The following is a 20,319-nucleotide window of genomic DNA, read 5'->3' as shown; positions in this document are numbered from 1 at the left end:
TCAGGACGCGGCGGGCCGCTGGACGGTGCCGCGGTGCCGCTCGTGCAGTCCCTGGGCGATCTCCGCGTCGCCGAAGGCCCCGTCCGCGAGGAGCAGGCCGACCTGGAGCGACACGATCTGTTCGGTGGTGCCCGGGAAGTGCCGGGTCAGGTGGAGCGCGGCCGTGCCGAGGGCGGTGGAGGCCACGTCGCGGGGGGCGCGCCTGGCGCCCGCCGCCCGGACCACGCTCATCACGGTGTCGCGCTCGCGTTCGGCGGGCACGAGCCCGTCCAGCGCGACGCCCGTGGCGCGGGAGCTGTCGTGGATGGGGGTGTCGACGTAGCCGGGGTAGACGGTGGTGACCCCGACGTGGCTGCCGTACTCGGCCCGCAGGCAGTCGGCGTAGGCGGCGAGTGCCCGCTTGGACACGGTGTAGGCGCCGGCGAAGGGCAGTTGGAGGTGGGCGAGCAGCGACGCGGTGAGGACGACCCGGCCCCGGTTCCTGAGCAGGGCCGGCATGGCGGCGGCGGTGACCCGCCACGAGCCGAGGAGGTTGACCTCCAGGGCCTGGTGTACGTGGACGTCGGGCTCGCCGCCGATGTCCACGGCCGGGCCGACCCCGGCGTAGTGGATCAGCAGGTCCAGGGTGCCGCCGAGCCGGTCGACCGCCTCGGCCACCGCCTCGCGCACCTGGGCGTCGTCGGTGATGTCGCATTCGACGACGCCGGGGGCGGCCTTGCGATCGATGCCGACGACGTTGGCGCCGAGGTGGCGGAGGACGGCCACGGTGGCGCTGCCGAAGGCGCCGGACGCACCGGTGACGATGGCGTTCTGGCCGGGCAGGCGCCGCAGGTGGCGCGGCAGGGGGGTCGTCATGTGATCTCCTCCACAGTCATTGCCGGAACGTTACAACGAGCATTGTCACAATGCAATGGGCTGTCGTCGGAAATTTACTGGCGAGTAGCGTCCGTCGCGGTCTCTAGTCTTGGTCCATGGCCGAATACCGCATTGACGAACTCGCCCGGCTCGCGGACACGACTGTGCGCAACGTCCGGGTGTACCAGGACAGAGGTCTGCTGGCGCCGCCGCGCAGGCAGGGGCGTGTGGGGATCTACTCAGAGGCACATCTGGCGCGTCTTCGGCTGATCGGCCAGCTGCTGCGCCGCGGCTACACGTTCGCCAACATCGGCGAGATGTTCCAGGTGTGGGAGCGGGGCGGCGACCTCTCCGAGATCCTCGGCTTCGAGTCCGCGATAGGGGACGCCTGGACCGACGAGATCGCGGACTACATCACGCTGGGGGACCTGCGCGAGCTCTTCGGCAAGGGGGTGACGCCCCGGACCATAAAGCGTTCGCTGGACCTGGGCGTGCTCGAACGCGACGGCCTGCGCTTCCGCGTGCCGAGCCCGCGCCTGCTGCACGCCGGCGTCGAGCTGGTGCGGCTGGGCATGAGCGTGGACTCGGTGCTCGACATCGCCGAGAACCTGCGCGACAAGGTCGGGCACGTGGCCGAGCACATGGTCCGCCTGGTGGCCGACCACATCATCGCCGAGCACACCCCGGGCACGGTCGTCCAGAGCGACGAGACGGCCGAGATCGCCGAACTCATCCGCCGGGTGCGCCCCCTCGCGCAGCAGGCGGTGGACGCCGTCCTGGCCCAGGCGATGGCCGACCACCTCAACGACGTCATGGGCGAGCACTTCGCGCAGGCGATGGAGCACCTGCGCGGCGAGAAGGACCTCCAGCGGGGAGCGGGCGGACCGCCGCCCTCCTCCTGAGCCCCCGAACACCCACCCCGCTGGAGGGCCCGAACACCGTTCGGGCCCTCCCACCCGTCACCCGCCACCGCCCCTTGGGGCCGCTTCGCGGTGGTGCGGGGGCTACCGCCCTCAACGGACGCCTGCGGCGCGGTCTCTTTCCCGTCACCCGCCACCGCCTCTTGGGGCCGCTTCGCGGTGGTGCGGGGGCTACCGCCCTCAACGGACGCCTGCGGCGCGGTCTCTTTCCCGTCACCCGCCACCGCCTCTTGGGGCCGCTTCGCGGTGGTGCGGGGGCTACCGCCCTCAACGGACGCCTGCGGCGCGGTCTCTTTCCCGTCACCCGCCACCGCCTCTTGGGGCCGCTTCGCGGTGGTGCGGGGGCTACCGCCCTCAACGGACGCCTGCGGCGCGGGCCTCCCTAGCCTTCGACCGCCTCAGGAGTCCTGCGGGGCCGTGGCAGGCGTGTCCCCGCCGTCGACCGCGGGTTCGACCACGGACAGCGGCAGCGGCGTCGTGTGGCGCAGCTCGGCGAAGGCGCCCGCCGGTACCGCGGGCGCGTGGGGGAACACCGGCCGGACCCGCTCGTAGGCGGTGTCCTGGGCGGGCCGCGGGTCCGGCTCGCCCTTGTTCGGCCACATCGACATCGCGCGCTCGGCCTGCGCGGTGATCGTCAGCGACGGGTTGACCCCCAGGTTCGCGGTGACCGCGGAACCGTCCACCACGTGCAGGTCCGGGTAGCCGTACAGCCGGTGGTAGGGGTCGATGACGCCCTGCTCCGCGCTGTCCCCGATCGGGCAGCCGCCCAGGAAGTGCGCGGTCATGGGGACGTTGAAGACGTCCCCCCAGGTGCCCCCGGGGTGGCCGTCGATGCGGTCGGCCAGCCGGGTGGCCGCCTCCTGCCCCGCCGGGATCCACGTCGGGTTGGGGTCGCCGTGGCCCTGCCGCGAGGTCAGCGACTTGCGTCCGCCGAGGAGTCCGCGCTTGACCGAGGTGGTCAGCGAGTTGTCCAGCGACTGCATCACCAGGCCGATGATGACGCGCTCGGACCAGCGCCGGTTGGAGAAGCTGCGGGCGAACACCGTGGGATGGCGCAGGGCCAGGCCGAGGAAGCGCAGCCAGCGGGGCACCTTCCCGCCGCCGGGGACCTGCATCGCGGTGAGCAGCCCCATCGCGTTGGAGCCCTTGCCGTAGCGGACCGGTTCGATGTGGGTGTTCTCGTCCGGATGGATGGAGGACGTGATCGCCACGCCCCGCGTGAGGTCCTCCGGCGGCGGGACCTGCGTGCTCATCGCGCCGACGAGCGCCTCGGAGTTGGTGCGCGTGAGCGTGCCGAGCCGTTCCGACAGCCGCGGCAGCAGGCCCGAGTCGCGCATGCGGTGCAGCAGCGTCTGGGTGTTGTAGGTGCCCGCGGCCACGACGACCTGGCGGGCGGTGAACGTGCGGGCGTTCTCGCGCCGGCGCGGGGCGTCGGTGCGCACGGTGTCGACCGCGTAGCCGCCGCCCGGCAGTTCGCGCAGGCGCTCGACGCTGGTCAGGGGGTGGACCTCCGCGCCGTCGCGCTCGGCGAAGTACAGGTAGTTCTCGGTCAGGGTGTTCTTGGCGCCGTGGCGGCAGCCGGTCATGCACTCGCCGCACTCGGTGCACGCCCTGCGCTCGGGCCCGGCCCCGCCGAAGTAGGGGTCGCCGACGGCCTCGCCGGGAGCGGCCTTTGCTCCGTCGCCGTCCTGGCCGTCACCGAAGCACACGCCGACCGGGGTGAGCCGGAAGGTGTCGCCGACGCCCATGTCCTCGGCGACCGACCTCAGGTGCACGTCGGCGGGGGTGACGGTGGGATTGGTACGGACCCCGAGCATGCGCCGCGCCTGGTCGTAGAAGGGCGCGAGTTCGGACTTCCAGTCGGTGATGTGCCGCCACTGCGGGTCGTCGAAGAAGGGGTCCATCGGGTGGTAGAGCGTGTTGGCGTAGTTCAGGGAACCGCCGCCGACACCCGCGCCCGCGAGGATCATGACGTCCCGCAGCAGGTGGATGCGCTGAATGCCGTACATACCGAGCCGGGGCGCCCACAGGAAGTTGCGGAGGTCCCAGGAGGTGGCGGGGAGGGTGTCGGGGGTGAAGCGGCGGCCGGCCTCCAGGACGCCGACACGGTAGCCCTTCTCCGTGAGTCGAAGGGCGCTCACCGAGCCGCCGAAGCCGGAGCCGACGACGATCACGTCGTAGTCGAACCGGTCGTCGTCCTGCTCGGCCGCGGCGGGGTCGGGGGCGGTGGTGGAGCCGATGCGCTCTTTGGCCACGATGTGGTCTCTCTCCTGGTCAGATGCGGGGAGCCCGTACTGCGCCGGATACGAGTCCGCAATATTCACGCTGTCATCTGGAAATGCGACATTGACTATTGTAATGTTCGTCACTACTGCCGAGTAAGGTGTGTCCCAAGTAACACACGAGGCGTGCATCGGCGCAAGTCAGCTCCCCCTCGCCGCACCCCCCATGGCGGCGGAACACTGGAGGTACTCATGCCCAAGGCCCCCGACGAGGCGCTCGCACCGCCCGAGGACGTGCCTGAGCAGAACACGGGCGCCACCGGCACACGGTGGCGCAGGTTCGCGCTGGTCGCGGTGCCCGGACTCGCGGCCGCGGCCGTCCTGGGCGGCATGACCACCCAGGGCCTGCTGGCCGCGTCCTTCGCCGTGTCCGGTGACAACTTCAAGATGTCGGCCGACGAGCTCGTCGGTGAGGGTTTCTCGCAGTACGGCGACGTGGCCAACTCGGTCGACGGCTCCGCCCGCCCGATCGGCCTCTCCACGGTCAACACCGCGGAACTGGACAACCTGTGCATGTCCTCCCTGTGGGACCTGCCGATCGGTGAGGCCACCCTGGTCATCACCGCGGGCGAGAGCTCTCCCGTCGAGGGCACCAACCTCGTCATCGACATCGAACAGCTCCAGGGCAACGCCGAGTTCAGCGCGATCGAGATCGGCCGCGACGCCAGCACCCTCGACAAGGCCGAGGGCGGCCAGGGCCCCGAGGGCGGCTTCGGTCTGCAGTCGGACAGCATCACCGTGACCGACATGGAGATGACCACGTGGGCGGTCACGTCCGGCTCGCTGCGCCTGTCCGGGCTGAGCCTGGTGGTCAAGCCCGGCAACCACGAGTGCTTCTGATCCCATGGCCCACGCACTCACCCTGATCCGCGCCTGGTGGGGCCGGTTCCGCACGTGGCGGAGCCGGCGACCGTTCCTGGGCGGGGTCCTGCTGTTGTCGGCCGGCGTCGAGATCCTGGTGGCGCCGGCCGCGCAGACCCTGGTCCTGCCGATCGACCTGATCATCTACTCCGGCATCGCCGGGATCTCCGGCAGCCTCATCGGGCTGCTCCTGATCGCGATCGGTGTGCTGAGCTGGTTCCAGCCCGCGCAGAACAGCTTCTTCGGGCTGGTCGGCCTGCTGCTGGCCCTGGTGTCCTTCGTGACCTCCAACTTCGGCGGTTTCGTCATCGGGATGCTGCTCGGCATCGTCGGCGGTGCCTTCGTGTTCGCGTGGGGACCCCGGACGGCGGCCCGCTCCCGCCGCCGGGGCCGGCGGCGGGCCGGACCGCCCGCCGAAACCGCTGAGCCCGATGAGGCCGATGAGGCCGACGGCACGGACGCGTCGGAGTCACCCGCCGCGCGGCCCGAGGCGGACCGGTCGGTCCGGCGCCCGGGACCGGACCCGGTGGCGGCCGTGGCCGCCCCGCTCGCCCTGGCCCTGCTGCTGGCCGCCGCGCCCGCGCCGACCCTCGACTGGCCCTGGGACTGGTTCGCGCCCCCGGAGGAGGAGTCCACCGAGGAACCCTCCGAGGAACCGTCGCCCGAACCCTCCGCCTCGCCCGAGGAGGGGAGCGGCGACGAGGGGGCGCCGGACAGCGAGGAGCAGGACCCCGAGGCGGACACCGGAGAGGAGACCGAGGAGGGCGGGGAGACCGGCGACCCGGAGGCCGAGGCGGCCGACTGCGCGCTGCTCAGCGGACAGAGCGCGCTCGCCGACACCGAGGAGGAGTTCCTGGACGCCGTCCGCGCCTGCCAGGCGGCGGAGGACGAGGGCGACCTGCCGGAGGTGCCGGTGGACGCGGCCTACGACTGCTCGCGCGGCTCGGTCCGCACGTCCGGGCTGACCTCGCAGACGCTCGTCATGAGCGGCGCCAGCTACGACGGCGTCGTGGAGTGCCCGACCGCCGACGGGCCGCGGCGCTACCTCCGGCTCACCATGAGCCGGGCCGACTTCACCGACGCCGAACTGTGGTTCGAGGACGCCGGGGTCCGGATGTCGCTGGGCCTGCCCACGATGGAGATGAACGGCGACGTCCGGATGCACATCACCCGCATGCACGTGCGCATCCTGGGCATCCCGCTGACGTTCACCCCGGACTTCCCGCCGCCGCTGCTGCTGCCGTACATGATCGTCACCGACGTGGACGTCGACAGCCCCCTCGCCTCCACCGACACCATGGTCATCCCAGGCCTCAACTCCCAGCACGCGGGCACCTGACCCGCGCCGCCGCCCCGGCCCCGGGCACGTGCCCCGCACACGGGACCCCTGGGGGAAGACGCACCCCCAGGGGCCAACCCTCGGCCGCCCGCCCGAGTGGGCTCAGCGGCGGCCGGAGGCCTCAGTTCCCGCCCGGTTCGATGGAGTACCGGGGCACGGCGAGCTCGGCGTTCGCGCAGGCGGTGTCATGGCCCCCGGTGGGGACGGTGACCGTCTGCTCGGCGATGTAGAGCGAGACCGCCAGGCCCGACACCGGGGTGGGCTCGCACAGTTCCGGGTCGTAGTTGGCCGGATTGGGCTGGGCGACGGTCAGGAGCACGGTCCCGTCCGGTTCCACGGTGTACGAGCCGCTCCCGCCCTCGCGCTCGGCCCACGCGCCGACCGGCTCGTCCTGGTCGTCCACCCAGATCAGGTTGGCGTACCGGTAGAGGTTGCACGGCTCCCCGGCGGGGGTCTCCCCCTCGCCGGTCCGCGTCATCGTGAACTCGATGTAGGCGGTGCCCGCGGCGGCACGGCGGTCGGTCTCGGCGATCGAGAAGTCCGTGACGACACAGTCGCTCATGGACTCCTGGGCGGCGGCGGGTGCGGCGGTGGCGGCGCCGACGGCGGGCGCGGCGACCATCGCGGCGGTGAGCACCGCGATCCTGGTCCGGGCGCGGGCGGTGGTCGTGGTCTTCCTGGTCATGCTGATCCTCCTGTGGTCGGTGCGGCGGTCAACGGGCGACGGTCACGTATCCGGCGATCTCGACGAGTTCCTCGGCCCCGATGCTCGACGTGAAGTAGGTGCTGACCTCGACGGTGAACGGCCCCTCCTCGGGGGCCGTCTCCTGCGGGCTCAGCCGGACCAGCACCGCGCCGTCACCGAGCAGCCCCGGCCTGCCGGTGGCGTCCTCGATCTCCTCGGCGCCGTCGAAGCGCTCGTCGCCCTGGGCGATGTTCTCCGGGGTCAGCTCGACGACGCCGTCCTCGTAGGCGATGACCCGGAGATTGGTCCCGTCGTCGAAGGCGTAGACCCGCTTGGCCCCCTGGAGCTGGCCCGTGTCGAAGCGTCGGGTGTCGTCCCCCCAGTCCGCCGTCCGGCCCGCGGGCAGCAGGCCCACGCAGTAGTCGAAGACGACTCCGTGCAGCGGTCCGCCGAGGCACTCGGCGTCCCGGGGTGCCTGGGCGGCGGCGGGAGCGGCGCCGGCCGCGCCCAGCAGCCCGCAGGTCAGTGCGAGGGCGGCGGCGATCGCCGTGCCCCTGGTTCGGGCGGTGGTCGTGGTCTTCCTCGTCATACTCGTCCTCCGGTGGTGGTTCCTCGGTCGGATCCGGCGGTGTGCGCCGAACGCCCCGGTGCTCGGATCCGCCGTCCCCGCTGCGGCCGTTCGGCCGGCCGGGGCCGGTCACGGGGTGGGAGTACGGGTCCCGGGGCAGGTGTTCGCCAAGGGGAGTCACGCATCCGGTCCGGTCCCGGTCAGGAGTGCGTTCGTGGATTCCCGGTGGCCTTCGGTGTCAGGGCGTACGCCGCGCGTGTGTGTCACGGAGGAGGACGGGCGGGGTGCCCTCCGAGGTTCACCGATCCGCGGCCCGCGTCGGTGCCGCTTCCGGTCATGGGGCCAGGTCAACGCACCTTCGCCGACCGCGTCGGTGCGGGCGAGCTCGTCAACGGCCGCCTGCTCGGCGGGAGCGTCGCCGCGCCGGGCGAGCGGGGCCCGACCGTGCGGCTCGACGGCTCGCGTGCCGCCCGCCCCCCGGCCATGCCCCGGTCAGCGGACGACCGAGGGGCGCCGCCCTCCGGCGGCGCCCCCCGGGCCCTCAGGGGTGTCCGGTCACCACTGCTCGGTGATCAGCCGGCTCGGCCGCCCCACGTGCGAGACGTACAGCGCGTCCCGCGCACGCGTGCACGCGACGAACAGCAGCGTGCGCTCCTGCTGGACCGCGTGCTCCAGTGCGACCTGGTCGCCGTCGGCGGCCTCGATGGCCGCCTTGGGCGGCAGCAGGTGGTCGCTGACCCCGATCAGGGCCACGCAGCGGAACTCCTGGCCCTTGAGCCGGTGCAGCGTTCCCACCCGCACCGCCTCGGCCCGGCCGGTGCCCTCCAACGGCGCGGTGGCCACGCCGCGTGCCTCCAGTTCCTTGGCGATGCCGCGCACGATCCAGTGGTTGCGGCCGGCCACAGCGATGTCGGCCGGTCGCACCCCCGCCTCCAGCCACACCCGGACCCAGTCGCCCAGGGCGGCCAGTTCCTCCGCACGGTCGGCGCAGCCGCGCACCACCGGCGCGGGCCCGCGCAGCAGCGAGCGGTAGCCGGCCAGGGTGTCGGCGTTGTCGTCCATGCCCAGGGCCGCGCGGCGGCCCAGGATCGGCATGCTCCAGTCGAGGATCTCCTGGGTGACGCGGTAGCTGACCCGGAGCCGGTGCCCGCGCCCGCGCACGTTGATGCCGAGCGAGGCCAGCGAGACCCGGTTGTCGGACACCCGCTGGTGCGGGTCGCCGACGATGAACAGGTCGTCCTCGCCCTCGGGGACGGCCGCCCGCAGCATCCGCCACTGGGTCGGGTGCAGGTCCTGGGCCTCGTCGACCACCGCGTGCCGGAACAGCGGGCCGTCGGCCGCGAGCAGCCGTGTGGCCTCGGCGGCCAGCTGCGGGTAGGCCCACAGCCCCTCCACCCGCATCGCGCCGACGTAGCGCCGCACGGTCTCCCAGACCTGGCGGCGGTGCTCGGGCGCCAGGTGCTGCACCCGCCCGCTGCGCTCGCAGCGGATGTAGGCGGGCAGCAGGTCCAGGCCCTGGGCGAGGATGACCTGCTCCCACTCGTCCACCAGGAAGCGACCGGAGAAGGGCAGGCCGTCGGCGACGGCGACCGCGCGCCAGCGGCGCGCCAGCTCGTCCTTGCCGATCATCCGGGGCGCCACGCTGCTGTGCGCCTGGACGACCGACCGGGCGAGGCTGTCGATGGTCACCACACGGACCCGGCCGCGAACGGTGGGGTCGGGCAGGAGCTGGTCGAGCCGGTCGGCCAGGGACTGGGCGAGCGCCCGGTTGTAGGTGGTGAGCAGAACGGACTCGCGGGTGTCCTCCGGGTGCGCGGCGGCGTCGAGTTCGGCCAGGTGGGCGGCGCGGTGCAGGGCGATCACGGTCTTGCCGGTACCGGGCCCGCCGGTGATCTGCGTGGCCCCCTTGTAGTGCGCCTCGGTGATCCGGTGCTGGTCCGGGTGCAGGGTGAGCTGCCACTGGTCGAAGGGCGCGTTGAGGGCGCTCGCCAGCTCGGGCGGGCCGGTGGGCGTGGGCGGTTCGACCCGGGCCGCGGCGCCGGTGTCGACGGGGGTGTCCGCGCGCAGGCCGCGGGCGTAGCGGAGCGCCTCGTCGCGCGGCCGCACGGTGATCAGGCGGTACTGCGCGTCCTCGGACGGCTCGGGCCGGCCGGGGCGGGGTTCGGGGACGACGACGCCGGACCAGTCGGGGTCGATGGCGACGACGCGAACGCGCGGGTCCGCGGCGTCGGCGACGGACTCCAGGTCGGCGAGGTCGCCGGTCTGGTAGGCGCGCATCGCGGCGAGGGTGTTGAGCTGGACCTCGGGCGTGAGGCGGGAGAAGTCGTCGAGAAAGGTCGGGGTGATCGCGAGGGCGGACACGTCGTGGATTCCTCCGGTCTTCGACCTGGTGGTGTCTGCGGTGCTGTGCGGTCGGAGCGGATGGTTCGCGCGCGTAGCTGCTGGCCAGGCTGGGTTTCGCGTGCACTAGGAAGATGCTCGCCGGGCAATTCCGGCAAACGCCGTCACACGGGCGATGAACGCCTGAGACCAGGCTCGTGTCGAACGCGGTGTACGTGCAGTTCACGATGTTGTTTCCGGACGCGCGTTCGAGTGCTTCGGGCAGGTTCTTTCGGGGTGGGCACGGGGGTGCCCGTGACCTGCGGTTCTGTGAGCGAGGCTGATGCCCGAAAGCCGATTAGGTCGCTGACCGAAACCCGGGATCAGCGCGCGGGAACCCCAGTTCCGAGCGGGATTCCTGGGGCAACTGTGTCGCGTCTTTCGGGAGGGAAGGGGGCGACCGAAACCGGCCCCGCGGCACCGGCGCGCGGATCGCGCCGTGGCGGGCGCGGAGCGGGGCCTGGCCGGTTGCGGACACGGCCTGTGCAGGGCTGCCCCGACGCGAGATCGTGGGCGGGCGGGAACACGGCACCACAGTGGTTCAGGACTCTGCCGGGGTCCGTCCTGCCCCGGCAGAGTCCTCAACCACTCCAGGGGAGCGGTACCCAGTCCCGGACCCGCCCAAAGCGCCGCGGCCCGCCGAAACGTCGGTGGGACAGGGCGTTCCGGATTCCGCCGCCGCGCCCGTCTCGTCCCCATGCTCTACCGTGGGTGTGACAAGAGCGGAAAGGACCGGGACGAGCACAGTGGCCCCCAATGACATGAACCGCATGCGCGTATCCGACGCGGAACGGGACCAGGTCGCCGAGATCCTCCGTGAGGCGGCCGCGGAGGGTCGGATCACCCTCGACGAGCTCGACGAGCGCCTGGACGGCACCTACGCCGCCAAGACCTACGCCGACCTCGAACCCCTCACCGCCGACCTGCCGGGCTGGTCCGTGGCCGGCACCGCGTCCGCGGCCCAGGCGTCGGTGGTCCGGCCGGACCCGGTCTCGACACCGCGGCCCGCCAACGGCGGCGTCCTCGTCCTCGACGCCATGGGCGGCACCATCAAGCGCAACGGCCGCTGGCAGGTCCCGCCCCGGGTGGAGGTCACCAACAAGTACGGGTCGACCAAGCTCGATTTCCGTGAGGCGGCCCTCACCACGCCGGTCGTGGAGGTCTTCGTGGACGCGTCCTGGGGTGAGGCGGACCTGCTCCTGCCGGAGAACGCCACCGCCGAGGTCGACGTCGACAGCTCGTGGTTCGGCAGCCTGAAGGTCGACGTCAGCACGCTGCGCGCCCCCGGCGCCCCGCACTTCGTCATCACCGGCACCTGCCAGGGCGGCGGCTTCAAGATCCGCTACCGCCGCGCGGCCTTCTGGGACATGTTCGACGCCTGACCGCCGGGCACGGCCCTCCGCCCTCCGCCCGCGTGTCCGCACGCGCCCCGGTGCCCGCAGGTGCGGGACTCCTCGGCTCCCCCGGTAGGCCATGATGGTGTCCCGCGTGACCGCGTGCGGCCGAGCACGCGGGCGTATGGAGAGGACGGCGGGTTTGGCCATCTGGATCGTCGCGGCGGGCGTCGGCGGCTGCGTACTCGCCCTGGCCCCCTTCACCTGGCCCTACCTCGCCAGCGCCGGGCGCCGCCGCCGTGTGGAGAGCGTCCCCGCCCGGCCCGTGGCCGTCGTCCTGGGCGCCGCGGCCTGGCCGGAGGGGCCCTCGCCCCTGCTCGCCCGCCGCCTGGACCTGGCCGTGCGCCTGTACGAGGAGGGGCGGGTCGAACGCGTCATCGTCTCCGGCGACAACCGCGAGGTCTCCCGGTGCGAGACCGACGTCATGAGCGCCTACCTCGTCGAGCACGGGGTGCCCGCCGACCGCGTGGACGCCGACCGCCACGGCTACCGGACCTGGGACACCTGCGTGCGCGTACGCGACCTGTTCGGTGTGCGCTCGGCCGTCATGGTCACCCAGTCCTTCCACCTGCCGCGCACGGTCGCCCTCGCCCGCGCCGCCGGGATCGACGCCGTCGGGGTGGGCGACGCCAGCCTGGGTGCGCGCCGCCGCTCCACCGTCATCGGCTACGCGCGCGAACTCGGCGCCGCCCTCAAGGCCCTGCGCGACGTCGTGGTGCGCCCCGCGCCCGCCATCGCCGAGCTCTGAGCCGTCCCGCCTCCCTACGCCTCCCCACGCCTCCGGCGGGGGTTCCCGCATGTCCGGTGACATGGCCGACGCCGTCCGCGGCGCCCGCGCGGGTGCGTCCGGACCGCCGTTGGCGGGATAATCGGCGCATGAACGCGACCACGGACAACGACTCCAACGACGGCGCCGCCGCGGTGAACTGGACCGCGCTGGCCCCCGAGGGCGGGGAGCGCATCCCCGAACTGCTCGGACGGCTCGCCGGCAGCGACGCCGCGCTCTCCGACCTGCACGACCTCATCGACTTCCCCGAGCCCGGCCACCTGGCCGCGCCCGCGGCCGTCGACTTCCTCGTCGACATCGCCTGCCACGAGCAGACCCCGCCCACCGAGCGCTGGCGGCCCCTCAGCCTGCTCCTGGAACTGGTGACCGCGCACGTCGAGGACCGCTTCCCGGAGCCGCGCGACCTCGGCCAGTGGCGCGACGAGGTGGCCTGGGCGACCTCCACCGACATCGACAAGGTCCGCGACCAGTACCGGGCCTGGGCGGAGGAGGCACCCGACGAACAGCAGTACCTGCGCATGCGCAACCGCCTCGCCGCCATCGACGGCCCCGCCGGGACCGCCGTGCTGCGGGCCGAGCTGGAGACCTTCGAGGCCGTGTGCGCACGCGTGCCCGACCTCGTCGCGCTGCTCAAGGGCGCCGAGAACCGGCGCGGCCTGGACCGCGCGGGCGAGTGGGTGAGCTACCTGCTGGCCTTCCTGACGCCCGAGTCCGAGCGCGTCAGCGCCGCGATCACCGGCGCCTCCCAGATCCTGCTGGCCAAGGACCTGCGCCCGGCACCGCAGGCGCCGACCTCGCTGCGCGACGCGATGTCCGGGATGCTCGACGAGGGCGGCGAACCGCTGCCCGCCGAGATCTTCGCCCTCGGTCTGGCCGCCGACCCCCACGACATCGACACGACCGTCGCCCTCACCCACCAGATGGCCGGCGGCAACCTGTACAACTCCTTCGCCGCGTCGGTCGCCGTGGTGCTGATCCACGGGGAGAACACCCCGCGCGAGGGGCTGCGGCGCATCGGGCGCGGCGGCGGCACGTCCATGGGCTACGAGGGCCTGTTCAACGAGTCCTGGCCGCACTGCGGGGTCCGCTCGCCGCAGGTCCTGGGCTTCCTGGCGCTCGGACGCGCCGGGGACCGCGCCCGGCGGCTGCGCCTGGACATCCTGCCCGGCCTGATCAAGGGCGAGGACGACTCGCGCGCGCTGGTGACCGGCGTCGGCCTGGAGATGGTGCTCGGCCCGCGCTCGAAGGGGCACTCCGCGGAGGAGCACGCCAACGCGGAGTACGACGAGGAGACCCTCAAGGTCCTGTGGGCGATCGCCGAACTGCCGGCGTCGGCCTGGGAGGACGAGGAGTTCGCCGACACCGTGCGCGCCTGGGCGCTGCCCGGTGAGCGGGAGGAGTTCTGCGCGCTGGTCGGCGTGGATCCCGAGGCGGACGAGGTCGAGGACGCTCCCGCGCAGCCGCAGGCCCCGGCCGCACCGGAGATCGGCGGGCTGCTCGGGCGCCTGTTCGGCGGCGGCGGACGCCGCTGAGCCGTGGCGGTGGCGGCCCCGCCGAGTCCCGCGCCGCGGCGCGCGCGGCCCGGGACGGCCGGGTGCCGCGCGCGGGGCTCAGGAGTCGTCGGGCGGCCAGGTGACGACGTCGTCGAGGACCGGGGGCCGGTAGCCGGGTCCCTTGAGCACCTTGCCGTCGGCGCGGCGCAGGACCCGGCCGTCCGCGTCGAGCTTGCTCATGTTGGACCGGTGGACCTCGGCGAAGACGGCGGGCAGGTCGATCCCCAGCGCGTCCGCGGCCCCGTAGGCCACGTAGAGGACGTCGGCCAGCTCCTTGGCCACCGCCCTGTACGCGGTGAGCGGGTCCTCGCCGGCCCGCAGCGCCTTCGCGAGGTCGGTGAGGGCCTCCGCGGCCTCCCGCGCCTCCTCGTCCAACAGCGTCCGGCGGTGCTCGGCCAGCTCGGGGCGCCCGGTCCCCGCCTCCCCGTCGAACACCTCGCGGAACTCGGCGACCCGCCGCATCGGTTCATGGTCCATGGCCCGACCCTACGGCGTGCTCCGGGCGCCCGTCCCGCCGCACGACGCCCGGCGCACCCCGCGCGCGACCCCCGCCGGGGCACTCAGTCCTGTTCGGATCCGGTGTCCGCGTCGTCGGCGGCGGTGTCCGCGAGCGCGTCCTGGACACCGGTCTCCTCGTCACCGAGGAAGGTGGGGTCCGGCCGCAGCAGCATCGTTCCGGCGGCGGCCACGGCGGCGGGAACCTCCCGCAGCCACCCGTAGACGGTGGCGAACCTGCGTTCGTCCAGGCTGGAGTCGGCCACGCCCACCGCGTCGATCCCCGCCGACCGGCACAGCCGGACCGCGCGTGGCAGGTGGAAGTCCTGGGTGACGACCGTGGCCTCCTCCACACCGAACACCTCGCGGGCTCGCACGCACGACTCCCACGTGGAGAACCCCGCGTAGTCGCCCACGATCCGGTCGGCCGGAACGCCCGCCGCGACCAGGTAGTCGGCCATGGTGTCGGTCTCGTTGTAGTGCTCGACGCTGTTGTCGCCGGTGACCAGGATGACCGACACCCGCCCGTCGAAGTAGAGGTCGGCGGCCGTGTCCAGGCGCCGGGCCAGCAGCAGGGTCGGCAGGCCGTCCGAGCGCACCCCGGCGCCCAGCACGAGCGCGACCGGCCGGTCCGGGACGGTGTCGGCGGAGTAGCGGTGCCCGGCGGTGGACGCCAGCGTCCACACGAACGGCAGGAAGGCCAGGAGGACGGCGGTCACGGCCACGGCGGCGACCAGCCGCACACGCCGCCGGGACCGCCGGCCGGCGTCGTCGGCGTTGGTCTCGGGGCTGGCGGAGTCGGAGGTCGTCACACAGGGGAAGACGCCCCGGACGGCCGGTGAGTTCCGGTTTCCGGGCGCTTCCGCGAACGGAAAGCGGGGTGCGGTCACGCGGACGGCCTGGTTAGAGTCACGACATGCCATCACAGAGAGACGCACTTCACCCCCGTCTGCGCGCCATCACCGACCTCACTCCCGGCGCGACCCGCGAGGGGGCCGGACTCCACGAGTACGACGGTGAGGTGGCAGACCTGTCCCCCGACGGCGTGCGGTCCGCGCTGTCGCGGCTGGGCGGGGAGACGCTGGAGGACGCCCACGACGAGGCCCACCTGGCCGCGTTCGAGCGGGCGCTCCGGCTCGAACTGGGCGAACTCGAACTCCACCGGTCCAACCCGCTCTACCACCTGGGAGAGCTGGACGTGTCGGTCTACGACCGCGAGTACGCGCCCAAGGAGGACCGCGACCGCGCCCGCGTCGCCCACCTGGCCCGGTGGCCCGAACTCGTCGAGCACGCGATCGCCGCGCTCGACCGCGTTCCGGCTCCGGTGGCGCGGTCCCTGGGCGGAGCGATCGCGGGCGCCGCCGACGGGCTGCCCGACGACCTGCCCGAGGACGTGCGCGCCGCCGCGCTGGCCGCCCACGCGCGCCTGGTCGCCCACATCGAGCACGCCGCAAAGCATGGTCCCGAGAGCGCCGCGCTGGGGGCGGCCGACCTCGGCGCGCTCATGGGGGCCGGCGAGGCCATGGAGGTCGACCTCGCCGACCTGGCGGCGCGCGCCGACGCCGAACGCGACCGCCTGCGCACCCGTCTGGCCGAGGCCACCGCCCGGCTGGCACCGGGGGAGGAGCCGATGGAGGTCGCCCGGGGGCTGACCCGGCTGCACCCCGACGCCGACGGGGTCCTGGACGCGGCCCGCCGGTGGACCGCGCTGGCGATGGAGTTCACCGACGAGCGCGGTCTGGCGCCCTACGGCGACGGTGAGTGCCGCATCGACGTCTCGCCGCCCTCCCAGCGCTGGGCGACGGCGATGATGGCCTGGTCGGGGCCGTGGGAGGCGGACACGCCCTCCTTCTACTACGTCACCCCGCCCGACGCCTCGTGGACCGAGGCGGAGGCGGGGGAGTGGCTGGAGATGTTCAGCCACACGACGCTGCCCGCGATCAGCGTCCACGAGGTCGCGCCCGGCCACTACTCGCACGGGAGGGCGCTGCGGCGCGCGCCCGGGCAGGTCCGCAAGGCACTGCACTCGATGACCTTCGCCGAGGGGTGGGCGCACTACGCCGAGGAGATGTGCCTGGAGGAGGGCTTCGGCGAGTACGCGGCCGAACGGCTCGGGGACCCCGAGTGGACCGCGACGCACTACGAGATCGGGGTGTGGGTGGAGGCGCTCATCCGCGTGACGCGGTTGTCCGCCGCCATCGGCGTGCACACGGGCGGGATGAGCGTGGAGGAGGCGGCGGCGCGGTTCGCCGAGGACACGCCCCTCCAGGGTCCCGCGGCGCTGTCCGAGGCCCGCCGGGCCACCTTCGACCCGACCTACGGGCGCTACACGTGGGGCAAGCTGGAGATCCTCGCTCTGCGCGAGCGCGCGCGGCGGGAGTGGGGCGCGGACTTCTCACTCGCGCGGTTCCACCAGGCCCTGCTCGACCTGGGATCGCCGCCCCTCGGCCTGATCGGCGCCGCCGTCGAGCGGGGATAGCGTCCCGCCTCCGCCCCGCCGTGGCGGCCCGGACCTTGCCGCCCGGGCCGCCCATCACCCGTGGAGGTCGGCCATGACCAGGTAGGCGCCGTCGGGCAGGGTGTCGAGGAGCGTGTTCGCGCGGCGCAGGTAGTGGCGCCGCGCCTGCCGCGCTTCGGCCCCGTCTCCGGTCCCCGTCGGGTGGTCCATGTCGTCCCAGGAGCCGTCCGTGTCGATGACGGCCCAGCCCGGTACCGCGCCCGAACGCGCCTGCCCCACGAACTCCTCCCGGGAGGTGGAGTAGTGGTCCACCGCGCACCCGAGGACGGGGGAGAGCCCGGCAGCGCCGAGCTCCCGCATGGCGTCCTGGGCGTGGAAGGCCTGCATGGCGGCCCTCCGTTCGGCCTTGGCGATCCTCCACCCCGGTGTCCCGACGGGTGCGGCCGTCGACCCGGGGCACGTCCGCTCGGCCCGTTCCCCGCCCCACAGGAGGAACGCGGAGAGCGTCTCGGTGCCGGAGTGGAGCCGGAGGATCCCGTTGGCGCGATCCCACCTGTCGGCCGCCCGCCGGGCCGCCGTGTCGCGCTGCGCGGCGAGGTCGAGCAGCGATGCGGGGGCCGACGTCACCATGCGGGGGTCGCCGTGCCCGGCGGGAAGGACCCGGGGGTCGTCGGGGTCCGTGCACAGGAGCGCGTTCTCGAACCGGCCGCCGATCATCCACCAGTCCCACCAGCGGCCGGGCGGGTCCGTGTCCTCTCCCGCGTAGTCGGGTTCCCCCAGCAGGGGCAGCAGGTCCCCCAGGAGCGCGTCGCCCAAGGCGGCGCCCGCCGAGGTGTCGGGTGGCTCCGGCAGGACCACGATGACCTGGTAGTGGGACACGTTCGCCTCCGGGGGCTCGCTGGGTGGACCAGGATCGCACGGATCCGGACACGGTGGTGTCCGTCGAAATCACCCCTGGTGATCGGCTGATCTCGGTAAGCTCCCGACGATGGTGGAGCCGAGACACGAGGGGCGCCTGATGCGGGAGATCGAGACCAAGTACCGGGTGGCGAGGCTCGGCGCGCTCCTCGACGCCCTCGACGCGGCCGGAGTCGAGCTCGGCGGCCCGGCCTTCCAGGACGACGTCGCCTACGCGCCCGCGGGCTGGGAACCCGCCATGGGCAAGCCCGGCCACACCTTCGCCCGGTTGCGCAGCGTGGACGGCGGCGTTCACGTGTTCACGACCAAGACGCCGCTGGCCAACGCCATGGAGTACCGCGAGCACGAGACCGTCGTGGCCGACCGGGAGCAGATGCACCGGGCCGTCGTGGCGATGGGCTTCGTGCCGCACGTGCGCATCGTCAAGCACCGGCGCACGGGCACGGCCGGGGAGGTCACGGTCTGCGTCGACGTGGTCGAGGGGGTGGGCGCCTTCCTGGAGCTGGAACGCGTCGTCGACGACGATCGCGACGGCGCGGCCGTCCAGGCCGAGCTGGACGCGTGGGCGCGCGGGCTCGGCGTCGAACTGGAGCGCACCACGGACACCTACGACACGCTCGTGCGCGGCGCGGCCGTCTGACCCGGCGGCCCCGGCCGGCCCCGCGGACCGGTGGCTCGACGGGCCCCCGGGCGGCGGGCGGCGGGGGGCTCCGTCAGGACGTGAAGGCCGCGCTGTCGAAGGACGACTCGTCCCCGGTCCCGTCGGTGACCCACCACCGGACGGGCGAGGTGTCCTCGGGACCGGGGCCGTACTCCAGGACCAGCTCGCCGGAGCCGTCCGCGTCGAAGTCCGCGCAGGAGAACACGCGGGCCTCCCGCGTCGTCCCGGGGTCGGTGTTCAACGGGCCGTTCTCGGGGCCGCGCCGCACCAGGCGCGCGTCGGCGTCCACCTCGATCCCGCCGTCCGCGACCCGCACCAGGTCGACGCCGAGCCCGCGCATGCCGACCGCGAGTTCGCTCCGCCCGTCGCCGTCCAGGTCACAGGCGGCCAGGCCGTGCGCCGAGGAACCGGCGGACTCGGCCTCTGCCCGGGGCAGGTCGCCCGAGACGGGCTCGCCGGGCGACGCGGTGGCCGGGTCGGTGTAGACGTTGACCCTGTGGTCGACCTCGGGCGCCTCGGTCTCGTATCCGGGCTCGTTGTTGCGGGAGCCGTCGTCGGCGATCGCCAGGTCGGTCCCACCGTCGCCGTCCAGGTCGGCGAACGCCGCCAGGGCGCCCGCGCGCAGGTCCGCCTCGTCCCACGCGGCGGGGTCGCCCGGGCCGGTCATGAGCAGGGTGTTGCGGGGCTGTTCTCCGTCGTCGCCCCAGCGGACGAGCAGCCGGGTCGGTCCGCCGTCCGCCGGGACCGGTTCGGGGACGAGGCCGCCGAGCCACCCGTCGAGCGGGCGCCGCGCGGTGCCCGCGGGCGTGCCCTCGCGGTCGAAGGGGCCGTACAGGACCCGCAGCAGCGACCCGTCGGTTCCCAGCGCCGACTCCTGCGCGACCGCGAGGTCGGCGACGCCGTCCCCGTCGAAGTCGCCGGCCACGGGCGCAAGGTAGGACGGCCCCCACTCCTCGTCCGAGGCCACCGGCAGGGGCGTGGGTTCGGCGTCCGGGTCGGGTCCGGTGGGGCCGCCCCACACCACCGCCGCGCTCCGGGGACCGTCGGTCTCCCCCTCGATCAGGTCGGGACCGGGGCCGGTCCAGACCGGAACGTCGGCGAATCCGTCCCCGTCCAGGTCCGCGGTGCCCGTGCGCCGGGGGCCGCCGCGACCGGAGACGGACACGTTCTGCACGACCTGCGGGGGCAGGACCGTGCGCGTGGCGGGGTCCAGGCCCTCCGCGGATCCGTAGACGACCATCAGGCGCCGGAACTCGTTCCGGGGGGTCATCTGGTCGGGTTCCGGGTGGTCGGCGTCGTAGTCCGTGAGGAAGAGCAGGTCGGGGAACCCGTCGCCGTTGACGTCGTCGACCGTGTCACCGCCCGAGCCCTCGGGGACGGGTTCGGCCTCGTACCCCCGGATCTCCGGCGACTCCTGTGAACTGTCCTCGCCGCTCGCGCCGCTCTCTTCCTGCGGCGGCGCCCCGGGTTCGTTGCCGCAGGACGTGAGGACGAGGAGGAGGCCGGCGAGCGGTGCGAGGCGGAGAGGGGACAACGGGGGCTCCGATCGGTGCGTGCGGGAGGGCCGTGGGACACGGCACGCGTACGGCGAGGGTAGCCGTCTCCGGACCCGTAGGCTCGCCATGACCGGTGGCCGTCCGGCTCGGGCGGCTGCACGACCACGACGCACCACCCAGGAACCACAGAGGAGCCGCCATGTCCAGGCCACCGCTGCCCGCCGAGGCCGTCGACCTGCTGAGCCGCCCCAACCCGGCCACCGTCACCACCCTGCGGTCGGACGGCGCGCCCGTGTCCACCCCCACCTGGTACCTGTGGGAGGACGGCCGGGCGCTGATCAACATGGACGGTGGCCGGGTGCGGCTCAAGCACCTGCGGCGCGACCCGCGGGTCTCGCTCACTGTGCTCGACAAGGACGACTGGTACACGCACGTCACCCTGCTCGGCCGGGTCACGGAGATGCGCGATGACGAGGGCCTGACCGACATCGACCGGATCGCGCGGCACTACATCGGCGGGCCCTACCCCGACCGGGAGCGGGGCAGGGTCAGCGCGTGGATCGAGGTCGAGCGCTGGCACGGCTGGGGCGCGATGAAGGACAGCGACCAGCCCGGCTGAGCGGGGGCGGAGTCGCATCCGGCACCGGTTCCGCCGCCCGCGATGAGTT

18 protein-coding genes are annotated in these 20,319 nt (G+C 73.7%); 9 read left to right on the top strand and 9 right to left on the bottom strand.

Annotated features, from left to right (window positions below):
• Nucleotides 1-855 (bottom strand): SDR family NAD(P)-dependent oxidoreductase, encoded by an 855-nt coding sequence (locus HNR10_RS08325; protein WP_179822175.1) that lies wholly within the window; start codon nucleotides 853-855, stop codon nucleotides 1-3.
• Nucleotides 856-971: 116 nt separating this feature from the next.
• Between HNR10_RS08325 and HNR10_RS08320 the strand changes: the two genes are divergently transcribed.
• A complete protein-coding gene (locus HNR10_RS08320) occupies nucleotides 972-1,757 on the top strand; it encodes a MerR family transcriptional regulator (protein ID WP_179822173.1) in 786 nt (261 codons plus the stop codon).
• Nucleotides 1,758-2,173: 416 nt separating this feature from the next.
• Here the strand turns inward: HNR10_RS08320 and HNR10_RS08315 are convergent, their stop codons facing one another.
• On the bottom strand, nucleotides 2,174-4,015 hold the full coding sequence (locus HNR10_RS08315) for a GMC oxidoreductase (RefSeq protein WP_179829607.1): 1,842 nt from the start codon (nucleotides 4,013-4,015) through the stop codon (nucleotides 2,174-2,176).
• 234 nt (nucleotides 4,016-4,249) lie between these two features.
• Between HNR10_RS08315 and HNR10_RS08310 the strand changes: the two genes are divergently transcribed.
• Together HNR10_RS08310 and HNR10_RS08305 are read left to right on the top strand one after the other, a co-directional pair.
• Nucleotides 4,250-4,897 carry a DUF6230 family protein gene (locus tag HNR10_RS08310; RefSeq protein WP_179822172.1) on the top strand — a complete coding sequence of 216 codons (648 nt, stop codon included), beginning with the start codon at nucleotides 4,250-4,252 and terminating at the stop codon, nucleotides 4,895-4,897.
• A gap of 4 nt (nucleotides 4,898-4,901) precedes the next feature.
• The gene (locus HNR10_RS08305; RefSeq protein ID WP_179822170.1) at nucleotides 4,902-6,257 is read left to right on the top strand and encodes a DUF6114 domain-containing protein; all 1,356 of its coding nucleotides are present in this window, start codon (nucleotides 4,902-4,904) and stop codon (nucleotides 6,255-6,257) included.
• Nucleotides 6,258-6,378: 121 nt separating this feature from the next.
• Here HNR10_RS08305 and HNR10_RS08300 read toward each other — a convergent pair whose 3' ends face one another.
• The 3 genes from HNR10_RS08300 to HNR10_RS08290 form a co-directional block, all read right to left on the bottom strand.
• Entirely contained in the window at nucleotides 6,379-6,942 is a 564-nt protein-coding gene (locus tag HNR10_RS08300) for a DUF4232 domain-containing protein (protein WP_179822168.1), read from the bottom strand.
• A gap of 28 nt (nucleotides 6,943-6,970) precedes the next feature.
• A complete protein-coding gene (locus HNR10_RS08295; RefSeq protein WP_179822167.1) occupies nucleotides 6,971-7,531 on the bottom strand; it encodes a hypothetical protein in 561 nt (186 codons plus the stop codon).
• 534 nt (nucleotides 7,532-8,065) lie between these two features.
• A complete protein-coding gene (locus tag HNR10_RS08290; RefSeq protein WP_179822165.1) occupies nucleotides 8,066-9,871 on the bottom strand; it encodes a UvrD-helicase domain-containing protein in 1,806 nt (601 codons plus the stop codon).
• 788 nt (nucleotides 9,872-10,659) lie between these two features.
• Between HNR10_RS08290 and HNR10_RS08285 the strand changes: the two genes are divergently transcribed.
• The 3 genes from HNR10_RS08285 to HNR10_RS08275 all read left to right on the top strand — a co-directional run bounded on the left by HNR10_RS08285 (nucleotide 10,660) and on the right by HNR10_RS08275 (nucleotide 13,602).
• Complete coding sequence (locus HNR10_RS08285; RefSeq protein WP_179822164.1) at nucleotides 10,660-11,271, top strand: DUF1707 SHOCT-like domain-containing protein; 612 nt, start codon at nucleotides 10,660-10,662, stop codon at nucleotides 11,269-11,271.
• 154 nt (nucleotides 11,272-11,425) lie between these two features.
• On the top strand, nucleotides 11,426-12,031 hold the full coding sequence (locus tag HNR10_RS08280) for a SanA/YdcF family protein (RefSeq protein WP_179822162.1): 606 nt from the start codon (nucleotides 11,426-11,428) through the stop codon (nucleotides 12,029-12,031).
• 128 nt (nucleotides 12,032-12,159) lie between these two features.
• Entirely contained in the window at nucleotides 12,160-13,602 is a 1,443-nt protein-coding gene (locus HNR10_RS08275; RefSeq protein WP_179822161.1) for a hypothetical protein, read from the top strand.
• A gap of 78 nt (nucleotides 13,603-13,680) precedes the next feature.
• Here the strand turns inward: HNR10_RS08275 and HNR10_RS08270 are convergent, their stop codons facing one another.
• Both HNR10_RS08270 and HNR10_RS08265 read right to left on the bottom strand, forming a co-directional pair.
• Nucleotides 13,681-14,100 (bottom strand): pyrophosphohydrolase domain-containing protein, encoded by a 420-nt coding sequence (locus tag HNR10_RS08270; RefSeq protein WP_179822159.1) that lies wholly within the window; start codon nucleotides 14,098-14,100, stop codon nucleotides 13,681-13,683.
• Nucleotides 14,101-14,183: 83 nt separating this feature from the next.
• Nucleotides 14,184-14,930 (bottom strand): SanA/YdcF family protein, encoded by a 747-nt coding sequence (locus tag HNR10_RS08265; protein ID WP_312889171.1) that lies wholly within the window; start codon nucleotides 14,928-14,930, stop codon nucleotides 14,184-14,186.
• 104 nt (nucleotides 14,931-15,034) lie between these two features.
• Between HNR10_RS08265 and HNR10_RS08260 the strand changes: the two genes are divergently transcribed.
• Nucleotides 15,035-16,597, top strand: coding sequence for a DUF885 family protein (locus HNR10_RS08260; RefSeq protein ID WP_179822155.1), 1,563 nt, complete (start codon nucleotides 15,035-15,037; stop codon nucleotides 16,595-16,597).
• A gap of 54 nt (nucleotides 16,598-16,651) precedes the next feature.
• On the opposite strand, the gene HNR10_RS08255 is transcribed toward HNR10_RS08260, so the two are convergent.
• Entirely contained in the window at nucleotides 16,652-17,455 is an 804-nt protein-coding gene (locus HNR10_RS08255) for a hypothetical protein (protein ID WP_179822154.1), read from the bottom strand.
• A gap of 139 nt (nucleotides 17,456-17,594) precedes the next feature.
• Here HNR10_RS08255 and HNR10_RS08250 point away from each other — a divergent pair, with 139 nt between their 5' ends.
• On the top strand, nucleotides 17,595-18,134 hold the full coding sequence (locus tag HNR10_RS08250) for a class IV adenylate cyclase (RefSeq protein WP_179829606.1): 540 nt from the start codon (nucleotides 17,595-17,597) through the stop codon (nucleotides 18,132-18,134).
• A gap of 73 nt (nucleotides 18,135-18,207) precedes the next feature.
• Here the strand turns inward: HNR10_RS08250 and HNR10_RS08245 are convergent, their stop codons facing one another.
• Complete coding sequence (locus HNR10_RS08245) at nucleotides 18,208-19,689, bottom strand: FG-GAP repeat domain-containing protein (protein WP_179822152.1); 1,482 nt, start codon at nucleotides 19,687-19,689, stop codon at nucleotides 18,208-18,210.
• 161 nt (nucleotides 19,690-19,850) lie between these two features.
• Between HNR10_RS08245 and HNR10_RS08240 the strand changes: the two genes are divergently transcribed.
• Nucleotides 19,851-20,270, top strand: coding sequence for a PPOX class F420-dependent oxidoreductase (locus HNR10_RS08240; protein WP_179822151.1), 420 nt, complete (start codon nucleotides 19,851-19,853; stop codon nucleotides 20,268-20,270).
• Nucleotides 20,271-20,319 lie beyond the last annotated feature (49 nt).

It is taken from the genome of Nocardiopsis aegyptia (assembly GCF_013410755.1).
GTDB lineage: Bacteria > Actinomycetota > Actinomycetes > Streptosporangiales > Streptosporangiaceae > Nocardiopsis > Nocardiopsis aegyptia.
The sequence above is the reverse complement of the archived record's forward strand: the minus strand, read 5'-3'. Positions and strand labels throughout refer to the sequence as shown.